At 61.1% G+C, this 24,156-nt stretch carries 19 protein-coding genes and 2 pseudogenes; 13 read left to right on the forward strand and 8 right to left on the reverse strand.

Translation table 11 applies throughout. From position 1 onward, the window contains the following. Positions 1–6 precede the first annotated feature (6 nt). Both QN224_RS27870 and QN224_RS27875 read left to right on the forward strand, forming a co-directional pair. Positions 7–1,476 (forward strand): amidohydrolase family protein, encoded by a 1,470-nt coding sequence (locus tag QN224_RS27870; protein WP_283979271.1) that lies wholly within the window; start codon positions 7–9, stop codon positions 1,474–1,476. Positions 1,477–1,609: 133 nt separating this feature from the next. Continuing rightward, positions 1,610–2,350: a GntR family transcriptional regulator gene (locus QN224_RS27875; protein ID WP_283979272.1), complete on the forward strand. Its 741-nt coding sequence runs from the start codon at positions 1,610–1,612 to the stop codon at positions 2,348–2,350. An 86-nt stretch (positions 2,351–2,436) separates the two neighbouring features. Here QN224_RS27875 and QN224_RS27880 read toward each other — a convergent pair. Next, positions 2,437–3,159 (reverse strand): annotated as a pseudogene (locus QN224_RS27880) (aspartate/glutamate racemase family protein); the annotation flags it as partial. 315 nt (positions 3,160–3,474) lie between these two features. On the opposite strand from QN224_RS27880, the gene QN224_RS27885 reads away from it, so the two are divergent. The 5 genes from QN224_RS27885 (at position 3,475) to QN224_RS27905 (ending at position 9,268) form a co-directional block, all read left to right on the forward strand. Next, complete coding sequence (locus tag QN224_RS27885; RefSeq protein WP_283979273.1) at positions 3,475–4,488, forward strand: amino acid ABC transporter substrate-binding protein; 1,014 nt, start codon at positions 3,475–3,477, stop codon at positions 4,486–4,488. Positions 4,489–4,636: 148 nt separating this feature from the next. After that, the gene (locus tag QN224_RS27890; protein WP_283979274.1) at positions 4,637–5,785 is read left to right on the forward strand and encodes an ABC transporter permease subunit; all 1,149 of its coding nucleotides are present in this window, start codon (positions 4,637–4,639) and stop codon (positions 5,783–5,785) included. Further along, the gene (locus QN224_RS27895) at positions 5,785–6,879 is read left to right on the forward strand and encodes an amino acid ABC transporter permease (RefSeq protein ID WP_283979275.1); all 1,095 of its coding nucleotides are present in this window, start codon (positions 5,785–5,787) and stop codon (positions 6,877–6,879) included. The genes QN224_RS27890 and QN224_RS27895 overlap by 1 nt, the downstream gene beginning before the upstream one ends. Further along, entirely contained in the window at positions 6,872–8,311 is a 1,440-nt protein-coding gene (locus tag QN224_RS27900; protein WP_283979276.1) for an amidohydrolase family protein, read from the forward strand. Before QN224_RS27895 ends, QN224_RS27900 begins: the two co-directional genes overlap by 8 nt. 132 nt (positions 8,312–8,443) lie before the next feature. Further along, on the forward strand, positions 8,444–9,268 hold the full coding sequence (locus QN224_RS27905) for a bifunctional allantoicase/(S)-ureidoglycine aminohydrolase (protein WP_283979277.1): 825 nt from the start codon (positions 8,444–8,446) through the stop codon (positions 9,266–9,268). 31 nt (positions 9,269–9,299) lie between these two features. Here QN224_RS27905 and QN224_RS27910 read toward each other — a convergent pair whose 3' ends face one another. The 5 genes from QN224_RS27910 to QN224_RS27930 all read right to left on the reverse strand — a co-directional run bounded on the left by QN224_RS27910 (position 9,300) and on the right by QN224_RS27930 (position 16,231). Next, entirely contained in the window at positions 9,300–9,794 is a 495-nt protein-coding gene (locus QN224_RS27910; protein ID WP_269281123.1) for a hypothetical protein, read from the reverse strand. A gap of 11 nt (positions 9,795–9,805) precedes the next feature. Continuing rightward, complete coding sequence (locus QN224_RS27915; RefSeq protein WP_173508987.1) at positions 9,806–11,155, reverse strand: HlyD family type I secretion periplasmic adaptor subunit; 1,350 nt, start codon at positions 11,153–11,155, stop codon at positions 9,806–9,808. Further along, positions 11,152–13,242 (reverse strand): type I secretion system permease/ATPase, encoded by a 2,091-nt coding sequence (locus QN224_RS27920; protein ID WP_283979278.1) that lies wholly within the window; start codon positions 13,240–13,242, stop codon positions 11,152–11,154. Before QN224_RS27920 ends, QN224_RS27915 begins: the two co-directional genes overlap by 4 nt. A gap of 21 nt (positions 13,243–13,263) precedes the next feature. After that, positions 13,264–15,378: a hypothetical protein gene (locus tag QN224_RS27925; protein ID WP_283979279.1), complete on the reverse strand. Its 2,115-nt coding sequence runs from the start codon at positions 15,376–15,378 to the stop codon at positions 13,264–13,266. 145 nt (positions 15,379–15,523) lie between these two features. Next, on the reverse strand, positions 15,524–16,231 hold the full coding sequence (locus QN224_RS27930) for a hypothetical protein (protein ID WP_283979280.1): 708 nt from the start codon (positions 16,229–16,231) through the stop codon (positions 15,524–15,526). Positions 16,232–17,253: 1,022 nt separating this feature from the next. Between QN224_RS27930 and QN224_RS27935 the strand changes: the two genes are divergently transcribed. Further along, complete coding sequence (locus QN224_RS27935) at positions 17,254–18,039, forward strand: response regulator transcription factor (RefSeq protein WP_283979281.1); 786 nt, start codon at positions 17,254–17,256, stop codon at positions 18,037–18,039. Between the two features lie 131 nt (positions 18,040–18,170). Here QN224_RS27935 and hppD read toward each other — a convergent pair whose 3' ends face one another. Then, a complete protein-coding gene (gene hppD / locus QN224_RS27940; RefSeq protein WP_283979282.1) occupies positions 18,171–19,283 on the reverse strand; it encodes a 4-hydroxyphenylpyruvate dioxygenase in 1,113 nt (370 codons plus the stop codon). Between the two features lie 132 nt (positions 19,284–19,415). On the opposite strand from hppD, the gene QN224_RS27945 reads away from it, so the two are divergent. After that, positions 19,416–19,895 carry an Lrp/AsnC family transcriptional regulator gene (locus QN224_RS27945; RefSeq protein ID WP_283979283.1) on the forward strand — a complete coding sequence of 160 codons (480 nt, stop codon included), beginning with the start codon at positions 19,416–19,418 and terminating at the stop codon, positions 19,893–19,895. On the opposite strand, the gene QN224_RS27950 is transcribed toward QN224_RS27945, so the two are convergent. Further along, a complete protein-coding gene (locus tag QN224_RS27950; RefSeq protein WP_283979284.1) occupies positions 19,892–20,365 on the reverse strand; it encodes a MarR family winged helix-turn-helix transcriptional regulator in 474 nt (157 codons plus the stop codon). The two genes, QN224_RS27945 and QN224_RS27950, sit on opposite strands and share 4 nt — an antisense overlap. 121 nt (positions 20,366–20,486) lie before the next feature. On the opposite strand from QN224_RS27950, the gene hmgA reads away from it, so the two are divergent. From hmgA to purU, 4 genes and pseudogenes are all read left to right on the forward strand, one after another. Then, entirely contained in the window at positions 20,487–21,848 is a 1,362-nt protein-coding gene (hmgA, locus tag QN224_RS27955; protein WP_283979285.1) for a homogentisate 1,2-dioxygenase, read from the forward strand. A gap of 84 nt (positions 21,849–21,932) precedes the next feature. Continuing rightward, positions 21,933–22,949, forward strand: coding sequence for a fumarylacetoacetate hydrolase family protein (locus tag QN224_RS27960; protein WP_283979286.1), 1,017 nt, complete (start codon positions 21,933–21,935; stop codon positions 22,947–22,949). Between the two features lie 30 nt (positions 22,950–22,979). After that, positions 22,980–23,621: a maleylacetoacetate isomerase gene (maiA, locus tag QN224_RS27965; RefSeq protein WP_283979287.1), complete on the forward strand. Its 642-nt coding sequence runs from the start codon at positions 22,980–22,982 to the stop codon at positions 23,619–23,621. 168 nt (positions 23,622–23,789) lie between these two features. Beyond that, a pseudogene (gene purU, locus QN224_RS27970) lies at positions 23,790–24,156 on the forward strand (formyltetrahydrofolate deformylase); the annotation flags it as partial.

Here is a 24,156-nt window from a genome sequence, read left to right on the forward strand (position 1 = left end):
TCCGATATGCACGAACCATTGCTGCTTACCGCCCGCTGGGTTGTCGGCCACGCCGGCGGCCGCCATTGCCTCTACCCGAATGGCGAAATCGTCGTCACCGGCGACCGCATCGCCTTCGTCGGCCATGGCTACCAGGGCGTTGTCGCGCGCCGCATCGACTACGGCAATGCGCTGATCGGGCCTGGCTTCGTCGACCTCGATGCGCTCTCGGACCTTGATACGACCGTGCTTGGCTATGACAACCAGCCGGCGTGGAAGAAGGGGCGTATCTGGCCGGAAACCTATATGGAGAGCGGCCCCTTCGAGATGTACAGCGAAGAGGAGTTGGCGTTCCAGAAGCGCTACGCCTTCTCGCGGCTGATCCGCAGCGGCATCACGACAGCACTGCCCATCGCTTCGCTGTTCTATCGCCAATGGGGGGAGACGGTCGCCGAGTTCACGGCGGCCGCCGAAGCCGCGCGCGATCTCGGGCTGCGCGTCTATCTTGGACCGGCCTATCGTTCCGGCAATTCCTTCGTCCGACGCGACGGCACCATCGATTACCATTTCGACGAGGAGCGCGGGTTCATCGGCCTCGCCGATGCGATCGATTTCTGCCGCAGGTTCGAGGGAGAAGCGGGTGGACTTATCCGCACCATGCTGGCGCCGGACAGGATCGAGACCTGCACCCCGGAGCTACTCAAGCGGTCGGCGGTGGCCGCCGCCGAACTGGATGTGCCGATCCGTCTGCATTGCTGCCAATCGCGCTTCGAATATGACAGCGTACTCAAGCTGCGCGGCATGAGTCCGGCCGAGTGGCTCGACAGTCTCGGCTTCCTGTCGCCTCGTGCGATCCTGCCGCACGGAACCCATGTCAACGGCTGCAACGGCATCGACCGACCGGGCCGAGACCTCGAGATCCTGCGGGACGGCGGCGGCACGATCGTTCATTGCCCGCTCGTCTCGGCCCGACACGGCACCGCGTTGCAATCCTTCCGCGCCTATCGCGACATGGGTATCCGTATTGGCCTCGGGACCGACACCTATCCGCCGGATATGTTCCTCAACATGCAGGTCGGCATGATGCTTTGCCGAGTCGAGGAAGGCGGCACCGAAGGCTGCCGCTCGGAGGATTTCTATGACGCCGCGACGATCGGCGGCGCCGATGCGCTCGGCCGTCCCGATCTCGGCCGGCTGCAGGCTGGCGCGGCCGCCGATCTGATCGTCGTCGACTTCGACGATCCGTTCATGGGCCAGACCATCGACCCTATCCAGACCCTGATGCTGAACGCTTCGGCGCGATCGGTGAAATCGGTGATGATCGGCGGCCGCTTCGTCATGGAGGATAGCGTCATTCCGGGCGTCGACGACCGAGCTTATCGCCAGCGGGCCCAGATGCAGTTCGAGGGCGTGATCGCGAAATATCCGCTGCGCACCTTCGGTCACCCACCGGTCGAGGAGATCTTTTCGCACAGTTACCGGATCGTTGACCGCTGATTTTCGAAATTAGGACGAATTGTATACCTTCGTGAAGGTACGATCGCGGGTCACCTTGTAATCCGCCGCGGTTTGCGTCATCAGGGTCTTTGGCGGAAAGCCTTCGTCGGGAGACCTTGTACAGGAAAGTGCGATGCAGCGCGTGCCGGGAGCCACCAAGAGCGCCGACAAGTCGGACCGATCTGGCGTTGCGCGCAAACGCGCCGGCCGGGCCGACGAGCGCATTCACAGTGAAATCTACGCGGCAATCATCAATCATCAGATCCGGCCCGCGACGCCGTTGCAGGAGGATGCGCTGGCAACAGCTTTCGGCGTCAGCCGAACCATCATCCGCAAGGTCCTGCAGCGCCTCGCCCACGAGAAGCTCGTGGACCTCATTCCGAACAAGGGCGCCTTCGTCGCGCGGCCCTCGATCAAGGAGGCACGGCAAGTGTTCGAGGCGCGCCGCGGCGTCGAGTGCATTCTCATTGAAAAGCTTGCGGCGACGATTGGCGATGCGGGCATCGGCCGGCTCACGGACCTCCTCGATGCAGAGGCGGAGGCGCTTACCCGCAATGACAAGAAGCGGCGGCTCCAGCTCTCCGGCGATTTTCATCTCGAACTCGCGGCGCTCGCCGGAAATGCCGTGTTGCGGGATTTCGTCCAGGAACTCGTTTCGCGAACGTCGCTGATCATCGCGCTCTACGAATCGCCTGGCGCCGTGCCTTGTTCGCAGAGCGAGCATCGAGACATCATCGATGCCCTGAAGCAGCGGGATGCAAAGGCGGCTGTGCGGGCGATGGAGCATCACCTCCGCCACATCGAGGCGCAGATCGACCTCGCCGATCAGCCGTCGCGCGTCGACTTCGCCGCGCTGTTCAAACCCGTCGCCTGAGGTTGCAAGCCGGCGCCGGTGTTTCCATCATTTGAGGTGGAATCAGCCGGCCTTAAGCGAGTGGTCGGGCCGACCAGCCCGTTTCCGGGAGCATAGCTTGCGAGCTTGCCGCGATAGATCTTCGGCAGGGGCGGGGCAAGATCGCCGCGCTTCGACGTCTTCAGACCCATGCCGACGATCGCCTCGGCAAACTTGACCGCCGCAGCGACGCCGTCGATGACCGGGACCTGCAGCCGATCCTCCAGATAAGCTGCAAGATCGGCCATGCCGGCGCAACCGAGAACGATCGCCGACGACTGATCTTCGACGAGCGCGCGTTCGCATTCGGCTAAAATGGTGGCGCGTGCATTGGATTCCGGCCGCTCGAGTTCGAGTACGGGTACATCCGTTGCGCGCACGCGCCGGCACTGGTGCTCCATGCCGTAGTTGCGAACCAGATGCTCGGTGATGATCCGGGTGCGTTCGAGCGTCGTGACGACCGAAAAACCGGTGGAGACGAATGTCGCCGCATGCATGGCGGCTTCGGCGATCCCGAAGACCGGCGCGTCGGTGATCTCGCGCGCGGCGAGCAAGCCCGGATCACCGAAACAGGCGATGACATAGGAGTCGGCTGCAGGCGCGTCGATGATTTCGTCAATGAGGCCGACAACGCTCATCGCTTCGTCGAAGTGGCACTCGATCGAGGCAGGACCCGATCGCGACGTCGCCGCGATGATCTCGGTCCCTGGAGCCGCAACCGATCGCGCCGCGGCAGCGATGAGGTCGGTCATCGAACCGGTCGTGTTCGGATTGATGAGCTTGATCCTCATGGCATCCCCATTGAGTTGTCAGTGGCTTCGAGAGCAGAAAAGAATACAACATTGTATACTATACCGCATATTGGATTTGTGAAACCATTGTCAATGCGCATCTTTTGGCTACCTGGTTAATCAATCGGCCTTTCGGAGGCGATGGCGGGGACCCGCGTGGCCCTTGGGCTTTTATGCACCATATTGTATGCAATGGCATTGCCTTGTTGCGGTTGTCATTGTACACAAATCACGGTCGGCGGGTAGGGCAGGCGCGTTGCTGGGGAGGCGGGCGCTTTCCGAACACGACCGACAGAAGCAAACCGGGAGGGGAATATGAGAAAGAAATTTTTGACGTTTTGCGCGGCTGCCATCGGTGCCGTGGCGAGTACGGCGCATGCCGCAACGCTCGATACGGTAAAGGCGCGCGGGGAGCTCGTTTGCGGCATTTCGCTGAGCACGCCGGGTTTCGCCGCGCCCGATGAAAAAGGCCGGATGCAGGGTTTTGACGCCGATATCTGCCGCGCGGTCGCCGCCGCCGTCTTCGGAGACGCGGAAAAGGTTGAATTCGTACCGACCAATATCAACACGCGCTTTCAGGCGCTGCAGTCCGGCGAAATCGACCTGCTTTCCCGGCAGACGACGCAGACTTTCTCGCGCGAGTCTTCGCTCGGCCTCGATTTTGGGCCGACCGTCTTCTACGACGGCCAGGGCCTGATGGTTGCCAAGTCGCTCGGCGTCTCCAGCGCGAAGGAGTTGACGGAGGCCGCAATCTGTACGCTGCCGGGGACGACCACGGCGCAAAATCTCAGCGACTTCTTCCGCTCGATCGGCGGCAAGTTCGAACTGGTGGTTTTCGAGAGCCCGGATGAAAACAGGGCCGCCTTCTTTGCGGGACGATGCGAGGCGATCTCCTCGGACCGCTCCGATCTCGCGTCGATCCGCGCCGTCGCCAATAATCCGGACGACTATCAGGTTCTGCCCGAGACGATTTCAAAGGAGCCGCTGGCCCCTGCCGTTCGCCAGAACGACTCCAACTGGCGGGATATCATGTCCTGGTCGGTATGGCTGCTGATGGCGGCGGAAGAGAAAGGCATAACGCAGTCCAATGTGGATGACATGCTGAAGAGCGAGGATCCGGAAATCCAGCGCATGCTTGGCGTCACCGATGAGCTTGGAACGATGCTCGGCCTCGACGGCAAGTGGGGCTATCACGTCGTCAAGAGCGTCGGCAATTACGGCGAGATCTTCGAACGCAACCTTGGTGAGGGCACGCGTCTCGGCCTGACCCGCGGACCGAATGCGTTGTGGAGCGCCGGCGGCCTGGTCTACGCCCCGCCGTTCCGCTGAGCGAACCGGCTCGCGCGCCTACTGCATGTTTCCTTGAGTCCTTCGATCCAAGGACAAAAGTGCTACAGCGACCTTTGCGCGTCTGATAAGACGCGCGGCGCTGTAGTGTCGAGCCTTTCATGTGCCTCTCGGTAACACGGCGGTCGTCATGGTGTTCTTGAATGATATGCGGGTCCGCGCCTTCTGCTATCAGTTCGGTGCGATAGCCCTTGTGGCGTTTGCCGGTTGGACGATGTTCGCCGCTGCAAGCGACAATCTCGCCAAGCAGAATATCGCGACCGGCTTCGGCTTCCTGGCGCGTCAGGCCGGGTTCGTCATCAGCGAGGCCGCCATTGCCTACCAGCCGACCGACAGCATAGGCCGGGCGATCCTGGTCGGAATTGTCAACACGGTGAAGGTCTCGGCACTTGCCGCCTTGCTCGGCACTTTTCTCGGGCTCGTGATCGGCGTTGCGCGCATGTCACGCAACCCGCTGCTTGCGCGCCTGGCGCTTGCCTATGTGGAAGTGCTGCGCAATGTGCCCCTGCTGCTTTATCTCTTTCTCTGGTATTCGCTGATCATCCTGGTCTTTCCGCCGGTCAGGCAGGCGCTTCACGTGCTGCCAGGCGTCTATCTTTCCAATAGCGGCCTGGTCTTGCCGGCGCTGATCCTCGGTAAGGGCAGCACCGCGATCGCCATTACCATTGTGGCCAGCGCCGCTGCCGCCCTTCTCATCCATCGCATCGCTCGTCAAAAGCGCATCGTCACCGGACGATCGAACCACGGCACCGCAATTGCATTTCTCGCGCTCCTGGCTCCTCCGCTTCTCCTCTGGGTGCTGGGTGCGGTCTCGGTTACTTGGGATGTTCCGGAGGCCGGTCGGTTTCGCCTGACGGGCGGGCTGCATGTGCGGCCGGAATTCGTCGCGCTGCTCTTCGGGCTCATGCTCAGCGTCTCCGCGAGCGTTGCCGAAATCGTTCGCGCCGGCATCCAGGCCGTCGGAGCGGGACAATGGGAGGCTGCGGCAGCTCTGGGTCTCTCCCGTTCACGGACCATGCGGCTCGTCGTTCTCCCGCAGGCGCTTCGCCTGATCGTCCCGCCGCTGACCAACACTTACCTGACCGTGTTCAAGAACAGTTCGCTGGCGATCGCGATCGGCTATCCGGATCTGGTGATGGTCTCCAATACGGTCATGAACCAGACGGGGCAGGCGATCGAGACCATCGCCATTTTCATGGGCGTCTATCTCGGCCTGTCCACGGTCATTTCCCTGGCGATGAACTGGTACAATGCGCGCGTCGCGCTGAAGGAGCGCTGATGGCCGATACTCAAACCCTTTCTGCGCCGGTCCTGAGACCCGCAGCTCCAGCGCGACGTCTCGGTCTGCTCGCACCGTATTTCGGGACGCCGGCAAATTCCCTCGTCAGCCTGCTGTCGATCGCCTTCATCTTTCTGGGCGCCAAGCTCGCCTTCGGCTGGCTGTTCATCGACGCCGTTTTCCATGGCGGTGCCGCCGACTGCAAGGCAAGCAGCGGCGCCTGCTGGCCGTTCGTCGCAGAGAAGCTACGCTACATGGTCTTCGGCTTCTATCCGTTCGAGGAACAATGGCGGCCGCTCGTTGCCCTGCTTGTTCTCCTTGCAAGCTGTCTCGTCTCGATGATCCCGCGCTTCTGGTCTCGCGCTCTGCTGTGCGCGTGGGTCATAGCCATATTGCCGTTGCTGTATGTGCTGATGGCCGGCGGTTTCTTCGGCCTCTCCGATGTGCCGACGACGAAGTGGGGAGGATTGCCGCTGTCCTTCATGTTGTCCTTCGTCGGCCTTGCCTGCGCGCTGCCGCTCGGCATCGGGCTGGCGCTTGCGCGGGCGTCGAGCCTGCCGGCCATTCGCGTGCTCGCGGTCGGTTTTATCGAGATCGTCAGGGGCGTGCCCTTGATCAGCATCCTGTTCATGGCGACCGTCATGTTGCCACTGTTCATGCCGGATGGCGTGACTGTCGACAAGCTGCTGCGCGCGCAGGTTGCGATCATCCTCTTTGCCTCCGCCTACATCGCGGAGATCGTCCGCGGCGGCCTGCAGGACGTTCCAAAGGGGCAGTTCGAGGCGGGCTATTCGCTCGGCCTGCATTATTGGCAGGTCATGCGCAAGATCGTTCTTCCGCAGGCGCTGAAGAAAGTCATTCCACCGATGGTGGGGCTGTTCATCGGCTTCTTTCAGGATACGACGCTGGTCACGATCGTCGGCCTTCTCGACTTCCTCGACACCGTTCGCTCAGCGCTCCGTGACCCGGAATGGCAGGGCATCGCCGTGCTCGAGGGTTATGTCTTCGCGGCGGCCGTCTATTTCGCCTTCAGTGCCCTGATGGGGATCTACAGCCGTTTTCTCGAGCAGCATTTCAGGATCACACATGCGTAAGAACATTCGGGTCATTCGAAACACGGACACGATCGTCGCCTTCGATCAAAGGACTGAGGGCCATATCTATCTATCCGACGGCGACATCGCCTTCGACGGGGACGGCTTCATCCACGTCGGCGGGCGCTATGATGGCCATTTCGACGAGGAAATATCCGGCAAGGGCAAGATGGTGTTGCCCGGCCTCGTCAACGTGCATTGCCACTCGGGCGAGGAGCCGATCTCCAAGGGCCTGTTCGAGGATGCCGGCACGGCCGCCCTTTGGGGCAATGCGCTTTACGAATACTCGAACCTGATCGAGATCAGCCCTGATGCGCTGGAAGCGTCATTGACGATGATGCTTGGCGACCTCCTGCGCAGCGGCGTCACGACGCTCATCGACATCGCCGCCCCGCACGAAGCGTGGCTGCCGACGCTCGCGAAGAGCGGCGCGCGCGCCTATGTCGCGCCGGGGTTTCGCGAAGCTTCCTGGCACGTCGAGCAAAGCCGTCGTCTCGATTTCATCTGGGACAAGGGCCGGGGACGCGAAGCCTTCGCCCGCGCCCTCGAAATCGTCGATTCCGCGCGGGAGCATCCTTCAGGCCGTCTCGGCGGGATCGTTTCGCCTTCGCAGATCGAAACCTGCTCGGCCGAACTTCTCCAGGACGCGGCGGAGGCCGCCCGCGCCCGCCGGGTACCGATAACCGTCCATGCGGCGCAGACGATGGCGGAGCACGAGGAACTGCTGCGGCGCACTGGCCTGACGGCCGTGCAATATCTCGACGCACTCGGATTGCTCGCTGACGATCTCATCATCGGCCACTGCATCTTCGTCGACAGCCATGCCTGGACGCGGCAGCGCACTGAGCTTGACCTGGCGCTGCTGGCCGAACGCCGCGCCAGCGTGGCGCATTGTCCGGTCACCTTCGCGCGCAGTGGAATGGTGCTGCAATCGCTCGGCCGTTACCGCCGAAGCGGCGTGAACGTCGCGCTCGGTACCGACAGCTATCCGTTCAATATGCTGGAAGAGATGCGCCAGGCGATGATTTGTGCCCGCATCGCCGGCGGCTCCGTCTTCGATGTCGAAACCTCAGGCGTATTCGAGGCCGCCACGCTTGCGGGTGCGCGGGCGCTCGGGCGCCAGGACATCGGACGCCTGGCCCGCGGTGCCAAGGCGGACTTCTTCCTGGTCGATCTCAAGCATGCCGCGATGCAGCCGGTCTATGATCCGCTGCGCAATCTGCTGCATTGCGCGGCGGAACGCGCCATTGACGCGGTCTACGTGGACGGGGCACTTGTCGTCGAGAAAGGCAGGCCAACCAATCTCGATTACGAGGGCGCGCTGCGGCAGCTTCAGGAGGCTCAGGATTTTGCGGTTCGCCGGCTCGGCGCCAACGATCCGGCCCGACGGTCGAGCGCGACGCTGGCGCCGCGTTCCTTGCCGTCGATGTAAGCGTTGCGTCGGTAGCGCGCGTCTTGTCAGACGCGCAAAGGTCGCTGTAGCAGTTTGAATTGCTGCATTTCGCTTGCGGAAGATGTAGACGGTGGACCGAACACCGAAATTGAATGTCGTGGAGGACGAGAGTTGGTTGAACGGACTTACTTCGCACCGAAGGGTGGCGCGCCCATGCAGACGGAGCTCCTTACCGGGCGGGCGGTTTTCACGGAGGCCTATGCGGTAATTCCGAAGGGCGTGATGATGGACATCGTCACGAGCTATCTTCCCTTCTGGGAAAACACGCGCCTCTGGGTCCTCTCGCGTCCGCTTTCCGGATTCGCCGAGACATTCTCCCAATATATCATGGAGGTGGCACCGGGCGGCGGCAGCGATCGGCCGGAACTCGATCCTGCGGCTGAAGGCGCGCTTTTCGTCATGGAAGGCGAGATCACCGTTGAACTCGACGGTCGCCGGCATGTGCTTCGCCCCGGCGGTTTCGGTTTCATCCCCCCGGCCAGCGCATGGCGGCTGCGCAATCATGGGAACGTGCCCGCGCGGTTTCACTGGATTCGCAAGGCCTACGAGGCCGTCGAAGGGCTCGATGCGCCGGAGGCATTCTTCACCAACGAGGCCGACGTCACGCCCGCGCCCATGCCCGGCACCGACGGCAAGTGGGCGACGACGCGTTTTGTCGATCCGGCGGATATGCGCCACGATATGCATGTGACCATCGTCACCTTCGAACCGGGTGCGGTCATCCCCTTCGCCGAAACGCACGTCATGGAGCACGGGCTCTATGTTCTCGAGGGCAAGGCAGTCTATCGGTTGAACCAGGACTGGGTCGAGGTCGAAGCGGGCGACTTCATGTGGCTGCGCGCCTTCTGCCCGCAGGCCTGCTATGCTGGCGGCCCGGGCAATTTCCGCTACCTGCTTTACAAGGACGTCAATCGGCATATGCGCCTGTCGCGATAGGCCAGGTCGGTCGCCCCACCAAAGAGTGCGGTCAGATCAGCCGTTCGTCGAAATTCGGGCGTGAGCGGATGAACGCCCAGAGGGCCTTGCTGATGTCGGTAATCTCGCGGATCGCATTTTCGAGGCGTGCCAGTTCGCGCGCGTCGAGTTGCTCCACCTTGCCGTAGCGAACCTCCTTCTCGCCCTCGACCAACCGCATCAACTGCGTGCTCGAGATCGCTCCCTGTTCATCGAAGGAGTAGATGCAGTGGTTGTATTTGTTGCGCATCTTCGATTGCTGTTTCAGCCGCTCGGTAATCGACAGCACCTCGTCGCGCGTTTGCGGCGGGGTCGCCGGCAGCTTCGCCAGGCGTTCCGTGAGGTCGATGCGCGCGCGTGTCGTGTTCAGCGTCAGGAAGACGATGATGGCCGACTCCTTGTCGACCTTCAGCAGGTGCGCGATGATGTAAATCAAAAGGCTTTCGGTGTTGGTCCAGACGTAGTTCAGTCGACCAACCTGCAAAAGCACCTCCTGAGCAGCCGCCATGACGCTTCCCCTCAGGTTTCCTTGAATGCCCGCGACATGCTGTCGGTGATCGGCTTCGTCAGGTATTCGAAGAAAGTTCGCTCGGACGTCGTGATCAGGATTTCGGCCGGCATTCCGGGCACCGGATGGAACCCGTGGATTCGATTGATCTCGCTGGCGGGCACCTCCACGCGGACGATGTAGACGTCGCGTTGCTGCCCGCCGGCCGTTTCCTCGATGGAGTCGGCCGAGACATAGAACAGCTTGCCGCTCAGAACGGGCGTCGTGCGGCGGTTCAGCGCCGAGAGGCGTATCGTTGCATCCTCGCCAACCTTGAGCTGATCGATGGCCGTTCGAAGCACCTGCGCCTCGATGATCAGCGGCACGTTCGCCGGCAGGATTTCCATGATCGGCTTTCCCGTCGCGATCACGCCGCCGGCCGTGTGGAAATAGCTGCGTACGACCGTTCCGTCGACGGGCGAGCGAATGGTGGCGCGGTCGAGTATCTCGGCCGCCTCGCGGACCTGCTCGCGCACGGCATCGAGGTCGGCTTCGGCCGCCTCCAGACCGTCGAGGGCGGTCTGCTTGTTGGTATTGATGGCTATAACGGCTTCCTGGCGATAGCGATCGATCTGGGTGTTGCTCTCCTTCACCTCCGACTCAAGCCGGCCGATCTCGCCGATCGCGTCGGCGATCGCCCGGTCGAGGGCCAGGAGTTCCGGCCGCCTGATCAGGCCGCTTTCCGCCAGCCTGCTCTTGGATTGCCGCTCTTCCGCCAGGATCTCCATCTGTTTGTTGAAGGATGCGCGCTGCAGCTCGTAGCCCTTGGCGCGAAATTCGAGGGAGCGAATGTTCTGGTCGATGAGGTTCAACTGATCCTGCAGCTTGATCTTCTTGCTCTGGAAATTGACGTTCTGGCTTTCGATGATCGCCCGCACGTCCGGATCGTCCGCCTGCTCGGCGACGATGTCCGGTACCTGGAAGGTGTCGCTGCCCATCGCTTCCGCCCGAAGCCGGGCGACCACCGCTTCCAGGCGAAGGCGTTTGAGGTTGAGCATGCGTTCGTTGGCGCGCGCCGGGGTCTGATCGAGCTTCACCAGAATATCTCCGGCTCTCACCTTGTCTCCTTCGTCGACCAGCAGTTCCTCGATGATGCCGCCTTCCAGGTGCTGGATGATCTTGTTGTTGCCGTTGGCGACGAAGCTTCCCTGGGCAATGATCGCAGCCGCCAGCGGTGCGGCAAAGGCCCAATAGCCGAAGCCGCCGAAGGACGCCGCGATCAGGGCAAGGCCCGCGAAGCTATGCAGCCTGATCGACCGGGGAACCTCGGAGTACCACTCCGCCGCATTGTGCGGATCTGCGCCTTTCCTGCTCTGGCTCATCGACGATCTCCACGAATACGTGGCTTTGCATGGTCGTCATTCGTCGCTGCGCCAAGTGCGGCGAGAACTTCATTGCGCGCGCCGAACATCGCAACGGTCCCTTCGTTGAGCACCATGATCTTGTCGACGCATTGCAAGAGGGCCGGGCGCTGGGTGATGGTGACCGTCGTGATTCCCTGTTTCTTCGCGTGGAGAAGCGCGCGCGCAAGGGCCGCCTCGCCATTGCTGTCCAGATTGGAATTCGGCTCGTCGAGAACGACGAATTTAGGATTGCCGAAGAACGCCCGCGCGAGCGCAATACGCTGCTTCTGCCCGCCGGAGAGGGGAGCGCCGTCTGCAGCGACGACTGTCTCGTAGCCCTGCGGGAACGTGGCGATCAGTTCATGCACGTCGGCAAGCACGGCCGCGTCGTAGATCATCGCGTCCTCGACATCGTCACGCATACGACAGATGTTTGCCTTGATCGTTCCCGGAAAGAGCTGCACGTCCTGCGGCAGATAGCCGATGCTTTCACCGAACTGCCGCTGATCCCAGTTTCTAAGGTCCATGAGGTCGAGCCGGACACTGCCGGACGTCGGCAGGATCGATCCGACCAGCATCTTGCCGAGTGTCGTCTTGCCGGAACCGGAGTTGCCGATGATGGCAAGCGCTTCGCCTTTTGCGAGCGAGAAGGATATTCCGTTGAGGATCACGCGCTTCTGCGGCGGAGGCACGAAGAGGATGCGTTCGACGTCGAGCCGGCCCTCGGGGTTCGGCAGGCGCAGGCGGGGGAAGTTCAGCGGCGAACCCATGAGAAGTTGCCTGATCCGGCCGTAGGCCGCGCGCGAGTGGTTGAGCTGGTTCCAGCCCTCGATCGCTCCTTCGACCGGAGCAAGGGCGCGGCCGGCGATGATCGAGGCGGCGATGACCATGCCGCCCGTCAGATGGCCCATCATCGACAAATGCGCTCCCCAGCCGAGGAGAGCCACCTGGGTGAACATCCGCACGGCCTTCGAGGCGCCGGTGAACATGATATTGCGGTCCTGGGCATAGACCTGCGCTTTGAGCGAAGCGGCCGTCTCATGCCCCCACATCTTCACCGCTTCGGGGATCATCGCCAACGCATTGATGATCTGCGAATTGCGCGACATCGAATCGAGGTGAAAATTCGCGCGGCCGAGGAACGCGTTGGCTTCGCTGAAGGGTCGCGTCGTCGCCTTCTGATTGAGATAGGCAATGATGAAGAGAACGACGCAGCAAAAGACGACGATCAGCCCCAGCTGCGGCTGAATCAAATAGACGACCACTACGAAGAGCGGCGTCAGCGGCGCGTCGAGGAATGAGATGAGCGTTCCGGAAGTGATGAAGGTACGAAGCTGCTGCAGGTCGCTGAGCACCTGGTAGTCTCGCCCGTTGCCGTGCAGCGATGCCCGCGCCGCGGCGCTGAGGATCGGCGCGCCGAGTTGCACCTCGATTTCGACGGCGGTCCGCATCAGAATGAAACGGCGGATGGCATCGAGAACGACCTGCAGAACGATGGCGCCGAGAACGGCGACCGTCAGCATGAGCAGCGTATCCTGAGACCGGCTTGTCAGCACCCGGTCGGAAATCTGGAACAGGTAGATCGGGATGGCGAGGACGAGAATGTTGATCGCCACGGTAAAGACGATGACGACCAGCATGTTACGCTGGACGGCCGCGAGGCAGTTGTGAAGGCTTGTGGTGAAGTTTACCGGTCCCGTCCGTCTGTGAAATGTATCCTTGCCCTCTCCGCCGTTGTCGCCGGCCTTGCCGCCGCCATCCCGCGCGCTCGGACGACGGTCCCCATCCCTGAATGGGCCCGGCTCATTGTTGATCGTCGGCGACAGCGGCCGGCCCGGTCGCGTCTTGAGCTCGTCGTGCATGCTGTTTTCGCCGCCCGGCTGTTCCGGATGCGGAGGCGATCGTCCCGCTGCGTCCTGACCCGTCTTTCGCGGTTCCTCAAAGGCGGAGTTGATGATTTCGATGCGTTCGACAGAGGCTTTGGGTGTTTCCGGCAACTTCAGCGCCGGTGAGGAGTGCGGCAACGGTTTGCCTCCATCGACATACCGTTTGGACAGGTCGTTCATGGCACTCCCTCGTGATCGTCGTTACGTCAGCATCGCGTGCATGACGTCATTCCATTGACTGTCGCCCCACGATGTCTCGTTGGAGGGGTCGCCGACGCGCTCGCCGCTGTTCGGTGCTGGCTCGTCTTCGCCGACAAATGCGATGACCTCGTTTGCAAGCCCGTCCCGGTCCGGCTGAAGGCGCGTCGTGTCGCCGTCACTGCCGCCGTCGACAATCCCGGACTGGATAAGGATCGAGTCGGAATAGAGTTCGCCGCCGATATAGGTTGTGTCGCCGAGGCTGTCGTAGTCGATGATCTGCGCGACGTTGACCACCGCATTGTCGCCGACGTGGACGGCCACCTCGGCATCGAACTCTTCTTTGAGCATTTCGCCGGCCGCGTGGGCCACAGCGTCGGCATCACCGAGGATGCTGACCTGTTGGATGACGTTGATGTCATAGAGATTACCGGTGATATAGAGGATATGCAGGCTCGCGTACCCGGCGAAGTCCTGGTCGAGCGCCAGCCCTTCCGGCAGTTCGTTCGTGCCCTCCCGGATATTGTCGGCGACCTGAAGCATGTAGTCCGGCACGGTCTCGAAGCGATCGTCGTCGCCGATGTTCTCGATAGATCCCATGTTCCAGACAAGATTGCCGTCGTCAGCCAGGGTGATGCCGTTGCCGGCGGAGACGCCTTGGATTTGGTCGTTGTCATAGAGGATCGAGATCTGGCTGATGAGGTTCATGTCCAGGATTTGGCCCCCTACGATCACGAGGTCGTGCTGCGTGCCGAGATCGAGGAACGAGGCGAAATTGACGGCTACGTTACCGCCCGTGAGCACGGTCGTTTCCACCCCGCTGGCGGTAATGGCGACAGTGTCGTTGTCGCTGACGAAATTGTACTGCTCGATCCAATGGACAATCGACAGGTCGCCATCGATCACGTCGACGCGCCAGCTCGTCGGGAAGATCGACAATTGGTCTGGAGCGTCCGTCGTCTCCTGTGCGGGCGCCTCGAATTCATGGCGCTCGAAATTCGCGATGTTTACGGCAATCGTCTGCGACGCGGCTTCGTGAGCGGTCTCGGCGAGCGGGCCATTCACCTCATCGCTGTCGGCATAGACGTAGGATTGCGAGATGACGTCGATCTGATGGTAGTCGCCCATCACAACCGTGACCGGTGCCGCAGCGCTGGCGCTGACGATACTCGCGAAGCTGCCGACCTTGTTGGCTCCTGCCTCAACCTCCAGCGTGCTGCCGCCAACGCCGACCGGTTGAAGCCCTCCGGCGCCTTGTGCGGCCGCGGATGGAGGGGCGGCTCCTTCGAGGGGCACGTTGTCGGCGGGCAGGTAATCGGCGAATTCCGGAAGAACGTCGAGATGTGTGCCGTTCGCATAGACGCCTTCGATGTCGTCGGCTGCGAAAACCGCGGTGCCGTGTTCATCCTCCGGCAGGTCGGCGGCGACAGCGTCGGGCACCGGGGCAGGCGTGCCGTCAACGAGCGTTGCGGGATCGTCCGGTTCCTGCGGTTCGTCGGCACGCGCGGTCGCGGCGAAGGCCTTGAGATTCGCGGCGAGCGCCGAAAGCGCCTCGAAACTGTCGATTTGACTTAGTTGCGCCAGCGGGGAGGTGCTCGTCGCCTCCGCGACATAATCCGCGAGCTTGTCCGTGACATAGCTCGTGTCACGGACCGCCATCGGCGTGCCGTTCATGCTGACGACGTCGTCGTCGTGAAGGAGATTGAGCTGCAGAATTTGACCGGTGAACGAGCCTGGACCGTCCTGGACGAGCTGCATGTGCTCCGGCGCTATGTCGGGCGGGCTCGTAACAGTGCCGAAAAGCCTGGGCTGGCCGACCAAGTCATCGTGCGAAAAGGGATCGGGGAAATCGTCGTCCGAAGGCTGGGCGCGTTCGGCGCTATCGGGGCCATCGAGCCGATAGCCGGATGGCTGATAGGAAATGTCCGGATCGTAGTCCTTCAGCTCGAAAGAGCACTTGAAATCGGGCAGCGGCGTGTCGCTGGCGGTGTCCTCCGGCGCGGGCTTCCAGGTTTCGCTGCCCTGCAGATATTGATGCCTTATGCGTGCCTCGTCGCTTGCCGTCTCAAACAGCCCAAGGAAATGCGCAACAATTTCGTTGACCTTCTCGGCGTGCATTACCCCGATCCTTCCCTTCCGCAGCAAAGGAGGATTCCGGCGGGCCGGCAGGCGATTGCCAAGGCGCGTCGAACCGATCCCAAATCAACGGTCCATCTGTGCATCGGTGTGGTCGGCCCGTGCACACTTGCTGTGCAAGGATCAATCAACCGTCGCTGTCCTGCCCAATAGAGGTTACGCGCACGTCGCCGCCGACGACATTGACATCGACGGCGTTGCTGAGGAGGTTCGCACCCTGAACGATTTCCTGATGGAAACCCGCATTTGCAAGGCTCGCGGAAGCATCCGCCGTGGAACTGGCATCGAGCTCGTGGCCGACCTTGAGATCCCACCCGGAAATCGCACCGAAATGCGTGCCATCGCCGCTCTCCGCGTGCCCGCCATCCGCGGCCGGAACGTTGTCGGCATTGCTGTTGTTCATCTTGATGCTATAGGCATGGTCTTGGTCGGCGAGGCTGTTTGCCTGCACGATGCTGAATCCGCCATCGTTCCCGAAACCGCTCTGCGAATGGTTCAGGATGTGATCGAGGTTCAAGCTGGAGGAGAGGGGATCGCCGCCGAGATCGAGAGTGACGCCACCGGTCATACCGGGATTGTCGGAGCCGCTGGCCTCGTCCGGCGCCGCGAGTTCATTGTCGGAACAAGGATGGTTGCCCCGATCATCACTGCTCTCTTTGGTTTCGGCCGTGTTGTCGCCGCCAGCAGCGCGGCCATGGCTCGTCCCGTCGCTGTCGGCCGAGGGCTCATTGACGCCGCCGCTCGCGAGGCCGTCGGCGAGCGCGCCAATTTTCAAGTCGTCATCGGTGTTGATGCTGTCGTCGGCCCGCAAATTCTCTAACGGGGTATCGGCCATCTACTAACTCCCTCCTCAGAGGGAGCCAGCACCGAAACCCTTTCATCTTTTATAGGATTTTTGCGGGGCTGGCTCTCTTGTGAAGTTCAGACGAATAATCACGAAGGCTAATTCGTCTGTTGGGTTCCGATATATTCCCTATTGTTTTCATAATATACTTTGCTTGTATGTATTCCGTATAAATTGCTACGTACTACAAATACAGGCTACATTCGCATTGTCGAGTAGCAACTCGATATACGTACTCCGCGGCTGCTACGCATGGAACAAAAGGCAGTCCGTGGGCCGCGCAAACTCAAGCGCGACGATGGCAGTGTGGGCCCGAAACCAGCGGAACGAAAGACATCAATTGTGGTTAGCCGTTTGTATTCAATGGCTTTTTTGAACCTTTCTCGAAACCGGTGACGCCGTTAAGACAATGTTAATACTTGTGAATCCCGCGCGACCTGATTTAGGGTGGCGAGGCCGGCAGCTGACCCGCAATTACGGAGGCGACAGGCTGGCAATGAAGATTCATGCGGGGAATCAAATTGTTAAGCTGACTCCATCGACGTTTTCGCGGGACATGCGGTGTGCCGGTCTTTGTCAACCTCGAACCGTGCTCACGGCATTCCGTGCGGCATGGTTATAATCCGTTGTAGCTATGAGGATGGCCGCCGATGCTCCCTCACCGAAAGCCGGGCGATCGTCCGTGCGTCTCGACCGGCCTTGCAAACTCGTTCGCAGGTCCCCTCGAAAACCAGGGGTGTTTGACTGAGCATGCGAAATGCGCCCCTTCAACTGGCGGCTTTCGGGCGATTAGCCCAAAATTGGTTCGTTTTCGAACGATTTAGACGCGAATGTGGCGAGCGCCTAACCCTTTTGGGTGGTTTCGCATCCCCCATCTTTACGATACATTAGCTATCGCAAATTTTTATTCGTCACTTTCCGCAGTATTTGAAGAAATTTTTCAAAGATGGGCTTGCTCCCAGTGGGGTTAGAACTCCCGTAAAAATTAATGGGAATTCCCAAGGAGGGGATAAATGTACCGTACGAGCTCGAACGTGAGCGATTTTGAAGACAACAACAAAGTATTACCCAAGAAAAATAAGATCGTAATGCTCGCCAAGGTGGACCTGTTCGCTGAATGCCTGATGCAGGCGGTCGGCGCGCGATTCCAAGGCCAGGACATGGTGAGCCTGTCCGACCCCGAAGGCCTGCTTGACGGAAACCTCGTCGATGTCAGCCTGGTCATGCTTTACCGCATACCAGTGGCGACTTTTCCGTCCGTTCTCCGGATGATTCATGAGTTCCATCCGAAGGCCTCGATCGGGCTCGTGGTGGAGGAAGCCGATGCGCTCGATTCGTCGATTGCCGGCTTTGTCGATGAAGGATTGATTCACGGCGTGTTGCCCTTGAACCTTCATCTGGACGTCTGCTTGACCGTGATCGACCTTCTGATGAAGGGCGGCGAGCATTTTCCGGCTGCACTGCTCCGGCGTCTGGCGCCGGTGGGGCTCGCCGGCGGCGCGCTCGGTGCCCGCCGGGAAGCCGCGGTCGAATCCTTTGTTGTTCCGGAGCCGAAGCGTGATGTGAACATCGGCATGCTGACGACGCGCGAGGTGCAGATTCTCGATCTGATCTGCATGGGGACGCAGAACAAGATCATCGCCGATCGTCTCGGTTTGTCGGAAAACACCGTCAAGGTCCACGTGCGCAACATCTACAAGAAGATGAACGTGCGCAACCGGACGGAGGCCGCTTCACGCTATTTCACGCAAGAGGCGGACCTCTCTGAAGTGCGGCTAGGCTCCCGCTGGCGTAACTGATGCGGGTTCGCGGCATCATTGGATGAAAAGCCTCTCGCCGCCAGGCGAGAGGCTTTTTCGCGTTTCTCGGCGTTATCGCATGTTTTCTTATCCCACCGCACCGCGCGTCCTGTAGGCGCGGTGCTGCAAGGCTATTCGGCCGCCTGAGGTCCGAGTGCGCCGCGGCGGATCTGATCGGCTTCGATCGATTCGAACAGGGCGCGGAAATTGCCCTCGCCGAATCCTTCATCCCCCTTGCGCTGGATGAATTCGAAAAAGATCGGTCCGATGACGGTCTTCGAGAAGATCTGCAGCAGGATCTTCGTCATGCCACCATTCACCACGCCCTCGCCATCGATCAGGATGCCGTGCTTCTTCATCCGGTCGATCGGCTCGTCATGGCCATGGACGCGCTCGCGCGACATCTCGTAATAGGTCTCCGGCGGTCCGGGCATGAACTTGAGGCCATTTTCCGCAAGCTTGTCGGTCGCGTCGTAGATCGCCTCCGTCCCGACCGCGATATGCTGGATGCCTTCTCCCTTGTACTTCTTCAGATATTCCTCGATCTGGCTGGTGTCGTCCTTCGACTCGTTCAAGGGGATGCGGATCTTGCCGCAAGGCGAGGTGATCGCCCGGCTGACGAGGCCGGTGATACGGCCGTCAATATCGAAGAAGTGGATCTGCTTGAAGTTGAACAGTTCACGATAGAAGGCCCACCACTTGTCCATGTTGCCGCGATAGACGTTGTGGGTCAGGTGGTCGAGATAATAGAAACCAACGCCCGAGGGCTTGGGATCGCGCTCACCCAGCCATTCGAACTCGGCGTCGTAGGCCGAGCCCTTGGCGCCGTATGTTTCGACGAAGTAGAGGAGCGAACCGCCGATGCCGACGATTGCCGGAACATCGAGGCACTTGTCGGTTCCGGTATAGGGCTCGGCGCCCTTGGAGACGGCGTGCTCGAATGCATGCTTCGCATCGACCACGCGCCAGGCCATCGACGGAGCGCAAGGACCGTGTTTGTCGACGAAGCGCATGGCATGAGAGCCCGGCTCGGCGTTGACAATGTAATTGATATCGCCCTGCCGCCAGACAGTGATGTCCTTCGTCCGGTGCTTGGCGACGGCCGCATATCCCATTCGGGTGAAGAGCTCTTTCAGCTTCTCCGGCTCGGGATGCGCGAATTCGACGAACTCGAAGCCGTCCGTTCCGGCCGGGTTGTCCGCGCTGATTTCGGGGGGTGGTGCGTCGTGTGGAAACGGGCCCATCGGAAGCCTCCTCTTCATTCTTCCAAACTTTGCTGGAGTATGGCGCAGATCCGATGCATGATGCTTGTATTCTTGCGTGTTTTTGGCGATTCAACGCATGAATTGTGCGGCAGAGCAGGCGAGGGCGCATGAATGGAGCAGCTTGACGGTTTCGATCTCAAGATCCTCAGTGAATTGCAGCGCGACGGGCATCTGACCAATAATGAGTTGTCCGAACGGATCGCGCTTTCGCCGTCCCAGTGTTCGCGGCGGCGTTCGCGATTGGAGGCGGAGGGCTATATCACCGGCTATCAGGCGCAGATCGACCGGCAGAAGCTGGGGCTCGATCTGATGGTGGTGATCTCGGTGACGCTTGCCACGCATAATCGCGACAACGCCAAGCGCTTCGGCAAGCTCGTCTCCGGCTTGCCCGAAGTTCTGGAGGCCTACGCGCTGACAGGGGAAATGGACTATCACTTGCGCGTCGTGACCCCCGATTTGGCCGGGCTTTCGCGTTTCGTCAACGACGTGCTCCTGCCGCATGACAGCGTCCAGCATGTGAAAACGTCGATCGTGCTCGAGACGCTGAAGAATTTCGAGGGACTGCCAATTCCGGAGCGTATGAAGGGCTAGATCTTGCTTGGGCGAGCGTATCCCGCCGAGCGCACGATTGCCCGCTCCACGGCGCGCAGCCCCTTCGAAAGCGCCTTCATGTTGTCGGCTCCAAGAGTGGTACTCAGTTCGGCCTGATAGGCGCGCGCAAGTTCCGTCAATTCGCCGTAGGCCGAAAGGCCAGCCGGCGTCAGCGCCAGATGCTCGAGACGGCGGTCGCGGCCGTCTTCCTCCCGCTTCAGCCAGCGGCGCTGCTCAAGACCGAAAACGGCACGGCTCACTTTCGTCTTGTGCATGGAGGAATGCACACCGATTTCGGTCGCCGTCATGCTTCGTCCGGAACTGCCGAGCGCAGCGAGCGTGCGCCATTCGGGCCGGGTCAATTGGTATCGCGTCTTGTACTGCGCGGCAAAGCGCAGCGCGATGAACTCCGCCGCGCGGTTGAGTCGATAGGGCAGGAAGGATTCCAGCTCGAACTCGGGCAGCGCCATGATAGCCGTCCTTGATAGTTACAAAATTGATAGTTACGATTGTAACTAATTTGTGTGGCGTCCGCTTTCAAGCGAAATTGCTGAAAGCGCGGCGCTCGGGAGGCAAATGGAGGTGCGCGTCATGTTGGAGAAGGCAAAGAAGCAGTCGGGCGCAATGTCGCGGGACGAGCGAGAGCTGAATTACATGCCCGGCTTCGGCAACGATTTCGAGACCGAAGGCTTGCCGGGCGCTCTGCCCCAGGGGCAAAACAGTCCGCAGAAATGCGAATATGGTCTCTACGCGGAGCAGCTTTCCGGTTCTCCGTTCACCGCGCCACGCGGCACAAACGAGCGCTCCTGGCTCTATCGCATTCGCCCGAGCGTCAGGCACACCGGACGTTTCAAGAAGATCGACTATCCGCATTGGAAGACGGCGCCGCACATTGCCGAGCATTCGCTGGCGCTCGGGCAATTGCGCTGGAGCCCGCTTCCGGCACCTTCGGAAAAGCTGAACTTCCTGGAAGGCATCCGCACCATGACGACCGCCGGCGATGTGTTGACGCAGACGGGGATGGCAGCCCACACCTATGCCTTCAACGCCGATATGGTCGACGATTACTTCTTCAATGCCGATGGCGAACTGCTGATCGTGCCACAGACGGGTGCGATCCGTGTCTTCACCGAACTCGGCAAGATGGACGTGGAACCTTCGGAAATCTGCTTGGTACCGCGCGGGACGATGTTCAAGGTCACTCGGCTCAGCGAGGAAAAGGTCTGGCGTGGCTATATCTGCGAAAACTACGGCGCGAAGTTCACGCTGCCGGACCGCGGGCCGATCGGCGCCAATTGCCTTGCCAATCCGCGTGATTTCAAGACGCCGGTTGCAGCCTACGAAGACAAGGAAATGCCCTGCCATGTCCATGTGAAATGGTGTGGTTCCTTCCATGTCACCGAAATCGGCCATTCGCCGCTTGACGTCATTGCCTGGCACGGCAACTACGCGCCCTATAAATACGACCTGAAGACCTTCTCGCCGGTCGGTGCGATCCTGTTCGACCATCCCGATCCGTCGATCTTCACTGTGCTGACCGCGCCTTCGGGCGAGGCGGGCACGGCCAATGTCGATTTCGTCATCTTCCCGCCGCGGTGGTTGGTTGCCGAACATACCTTCCGTCCGCCCTGGTATCACCGCAACATCATGAGCGAGTTCATGGGGCTGATCCTTGGCCGCTATGACGCCAAGGAGGAAGGCTTCGTCCCGGGCGGCATGAGCCTCCACAACATGATGCTGGCGCATGGACCCGACGCCAGCGGTTTCGAGAAGGCGTCGAACGGAGAGTTGAAGCCGGTAAAGCTCGACAACACCATGGCCTTCATGTTCGAGACCCGTTTCCCGCAGCAATTGACGAAGTTCGCCGCCGAGCTGGAGACGCTGCAGGACGACTATATCGATTGCTGGGCCGGCCTTGAGCGGAAATTCGACGGAACGCCGGGAATCAAGTGACTTCCATCTGTAATCCGTGACATGCTCTCCAAATCCGCGCCGTCCGGCGCGGATCAAACAGAACACACCGGGAAACACCAGCCTATGAAACTCGCGACGCTGAAAGATTCCACCCGCGACGGCAAGCTCGTCGTGGTCTCGAAAGACCTGACCCGTTGTTCCGAGGTGGGCCACATTGCCCGTACGCTTCAGGCCGCGCTCGACGACTGGGCGCATGCGGGGCCGCGGCTCGCGCGCGTCGCTGAAGGCATCGAGACCGGGTCCCAGCCGACAATGCGTTTCCACGAACATGACGCCGCATCGCCGCTTCCGCGCGCCTTTCAGTGGGCGGACGGCTCCGCCTATGTCAATCATGTCGAGCTTGTCAGGAAGGCGCGCAACGCCGAGATGCCGGCGAGCTTCTGGACCGATCCGCTGATCTACCAAGGCGGCTCCGACGGCTTTCTCGGGCCGCGCGATCCGATCGTGATGGCGGACGAGACCTGGGGCATCGACATGGAGGGCGAAGTTGCCGTTATCGTCGATGACGTGCCGATGGGCGCAAGCCTCGACGAGGCGCGCAAGGCGATCCGCCTCGTCATGCTGGTCAACGACGTTTCGCTGCGCGGCCTCATTCCCGGCGAGCTCGCCAAGGGTTTCGGCTTCTATCAGTCGAAGCCGTCATCGGCTTTCTCGCCGGTCGCGGTGACGCCCGACGAACTCGGCGATGCCTGGGATGGCGGCAAATTGCACCTGCCGCTGCATGTGGATCTCAACGGCAAGCCCTTCGGCCGCGCCAATGCCGGCATCGACATGACTTTCGACTTCCCGCAATTGATCGCGCATGCGGCCCGCACCCGCTCGCTTTCGGCCGGCACGATCATCGGCTCCGGCACTGTCTCCAACAAGCTCGACGGCGGGCCGGGCAAGCCGGTCGCGGAAGGCGGAGCCGGCTATTCCTGCATCGCGGAGATCCGCATGATCGAGACGATCGACAGCGGCGCGCCGAAGACGCACTTCCTCAAATTCGGCGATGTGGTCCGGATCGAGATGAAGGACCGCACCGGTCATTCGATCTTCGGCGCCATCGAGCAGACGGTCGAAAAATCCGACCGGGCCTGACGAGACAAGGAAAACGGCCGGGAGGCAAACGTGGCGAACGAAACCGTTCTTTACGACTACTGGCGCTCGTCGGCGAGCTATCGCGTGAGGATCGCACTCAACCAGCTCGGCGAGACCTATGCCTCCGTTCCGGTCGATCTACTCGCCGCGGCCCATCGCGGGCCGGAACATCTCGCCCGCAATCCGCAGGGGCTGGTGCCGGTGCTCGATATCGATGGCGAACGCTTTACCCAGTCGCTGGCGATCATCGAGTATCTGGCGGAGACGAGAGAGGGCAGCGGTTTCCTGCCTGCCGATGCGGTCGGCAGGCAGCGGGTGCGTGCGCTTTCCTATGCCGTCGCCATGGATATCCATCCTGTCTGCAATCTCGGGGTAATTGCCTATGTCATGGCCAATGCCGGGGACGGCGAGGCCGCACGCCAAGCGTGGATGAAGAAGTTCATTGGCGGAGGCCTTGCTGCGGTGGAGCGTATGCTGGATCACCCCTCGACCGGGGAGTTCTGCCATGGCGACCGACCGACCATGGCGGATTTCTGCCTTGTACCGCAGGTCTACAACGCACGGCGCTGGGGCGTCGATCTTTCCGCCTGCCCGAGGATCGTCGCCATCGACGCTCGCTGCGCTCAGATCGAGGCCTTTGTCAGCGCGCATCCCGATCGGGCAAAATCCTAGCCTGCGTCCCCAAGTCTCCATGGCGGAGCTCTCCGCGTGGCTGATCGTGACCTGTTCCGTCCAGCCGATGTCGCGAATGGATCGGCGGGGCTGAGATCGCCACGCTAGTTTTCGCGTGACTGCCCGTATAAGGGCGCCGGAAACACCTCAAGAACGAGAGACCCATCGATGAAAAGCTATGTGCTGACCGTCACCTGCAAATCCACCCGCGGCATCGTCGCTGCCATCACCGGCTATCTTGCGGAAAAAGGCTGTTACATCAGCGATAGCTCGCAATTCGATGATCTCCAGACGGGTCTTTTCTTCATGCGCCTCACCTTCATCAGTCAGGAAGGCGCGAAGCTGGAGGAACTGCGCGAAGGCTTCGCGCCGGTTATCAAGCGTTTCGAGATGACGATGGAGATCCGCGATTCCGAGGAGCGCATGAAGGTACTGCTGATGGTGTCGCGTTTCGGCCATTGCCTGAACGACCTGCTCTACCGCTGGAAGATCGGCGCGCTGCCGATCGACATCGTCGGCGTCGTCTCCAACCACT

Origin of the sequence: Sinorhizobium sp. 7-81, from assembly GCF_030124405.1 — a bacterium.
Taxonomy (GTDB): Bacteria; Pseudomonadota; Alphaproteobacteria; order Rhizobiales; family Rhizobiaceae; genus Sinorhizobium; species Sinorhizobium psoraleae.

What these genes read in the sequence shown, in the direction of transcription:
- QN224_RS27870 (WP_283979271.1), top strand. Translation starts at nt 7, where the DNA reads ATGCACGAACCATTGCTGCTTACCGCCCGCTGGGTTGTCGGCCACGCC.
- QN224_RS27875 (WP_283979272.1), top strand. Translation starts at nt 1,610, where the DNA reads ATGCAGCGCGTGCCGGGAGCCACCAAGAGCGCCGACAAGTCGGACCGA.
- QN224_RS27885 (WP_283979273.1), top strand. Translation starts at nt 3,475, where the DNA reads ATGAGAAAGAAATTTTTGACGTTTTGCGCGGCTGCCATCGGTGCCGTG.
- QN224_RS27890 (WP_283979274.1), top strand. Translation starts at nt 4,637, where the DNA reads ATGGTGTTCTTGAATGATATGCGGGTCCGCGCCTTCTGCTATCAGTTC.
- QN224_RS27895 (WP_283979275.1), top strand. Translation starts at nt 5,785, where the DNA reads ATGGCCGATACTCAAACCCTTTCTGCGCCGGTCCTGAGACCCGCAGCT.
- QN224_RS27900 (WP_283979276.1), top strand. Translation starts at nt 6,872, where the DNA reads ATGCGTAAGAACATTCGGGTCATTCGAAACACGGACACGATCGTCGCC.
- QN224_RS27910 (WP_269281123.1), bottom strand. Translation starts at nt 9,794, where the DNA reads ATGGCGGCTGCTCAGGAGGTGCTTTTGCAGGTTGGTCGACTGAACTAC.
- QN224_RS27915 (WP_173508987.1), bottom strand. Translation starts at nt 11,155, where the DNA reads ATGAGCCAGAGCAGGAAAGGCGCAGATCCGCACAATGCGGCGGAGTGG.
- QN224_RS27920 (WP_283979278.1), bottom strand. Translation starts at nt 13,242, where the DNA reads ATGAACGACCTGTCCAAACGGTATGTCGATGGAGGCAAACCGTTGCCG.
- QN224_RS27925 (WP_283979279.1), bottom strand. Translation starts at nt 15,378, where the DNA reads ATGCACGCCGAGAAGGTCAACGAAATTGTTGCGCATTTCCTTGGGCTG.
- QN224_RS27930 (WP_283979280.1), bottom strand. Translation starts at nt 16,231, where the DNA reads ATGGCCGATACCCCGTTAGAGAATTTGCGGGCCGACGACAGCATCAAC.
- QN224_RS27935 (WP_283979281.1), top strand. Translation starts at nt 17,254, where the DNA reads ATGTACCGTACGAGCTCGAACGTGAGCGATTTTGAAGACAACAACAAA.
- hppD (WP_283979282.1), bottom strand. Translation starts at nt 19,283, where the DNA reads ATGGGCCCGTTTCCACACGACGCACCACCCCCCGAAATCAGCGCGGAC.
- QN224_RS27945 (WP_283979283.1), top strand. Translation starts at nt 19,416, where the DNA reads ATGGAGCAGCTTGACGGTTTCGATCTCAAGATCCTCAGTGAATTGCAG.
- QN224_RS27950 (WP_283979284.1), bottom strand. Translation starts at nt 20,365, where the DNA reads ATGGCGCTGCCCGAGTTCGAGCTGGAATCCTTCCTGCCCTATCGACTC.
- hmgA (WP_283979285.1), top strand. Translation starts at nt 20,487, where the DNA reads ATGTTGGAGAAGGCAAAGAAGCAGTCGGGCGCAATGTCGCGGGACGAG.
- QN224_RS27960 (WP_283979286.1), top strand. Translation starts at nt 21,933, where the DNA reads ATGAAACTCGCGACGCTGAAAGATTCCACCCGCGACGGCAAGCTCGTC.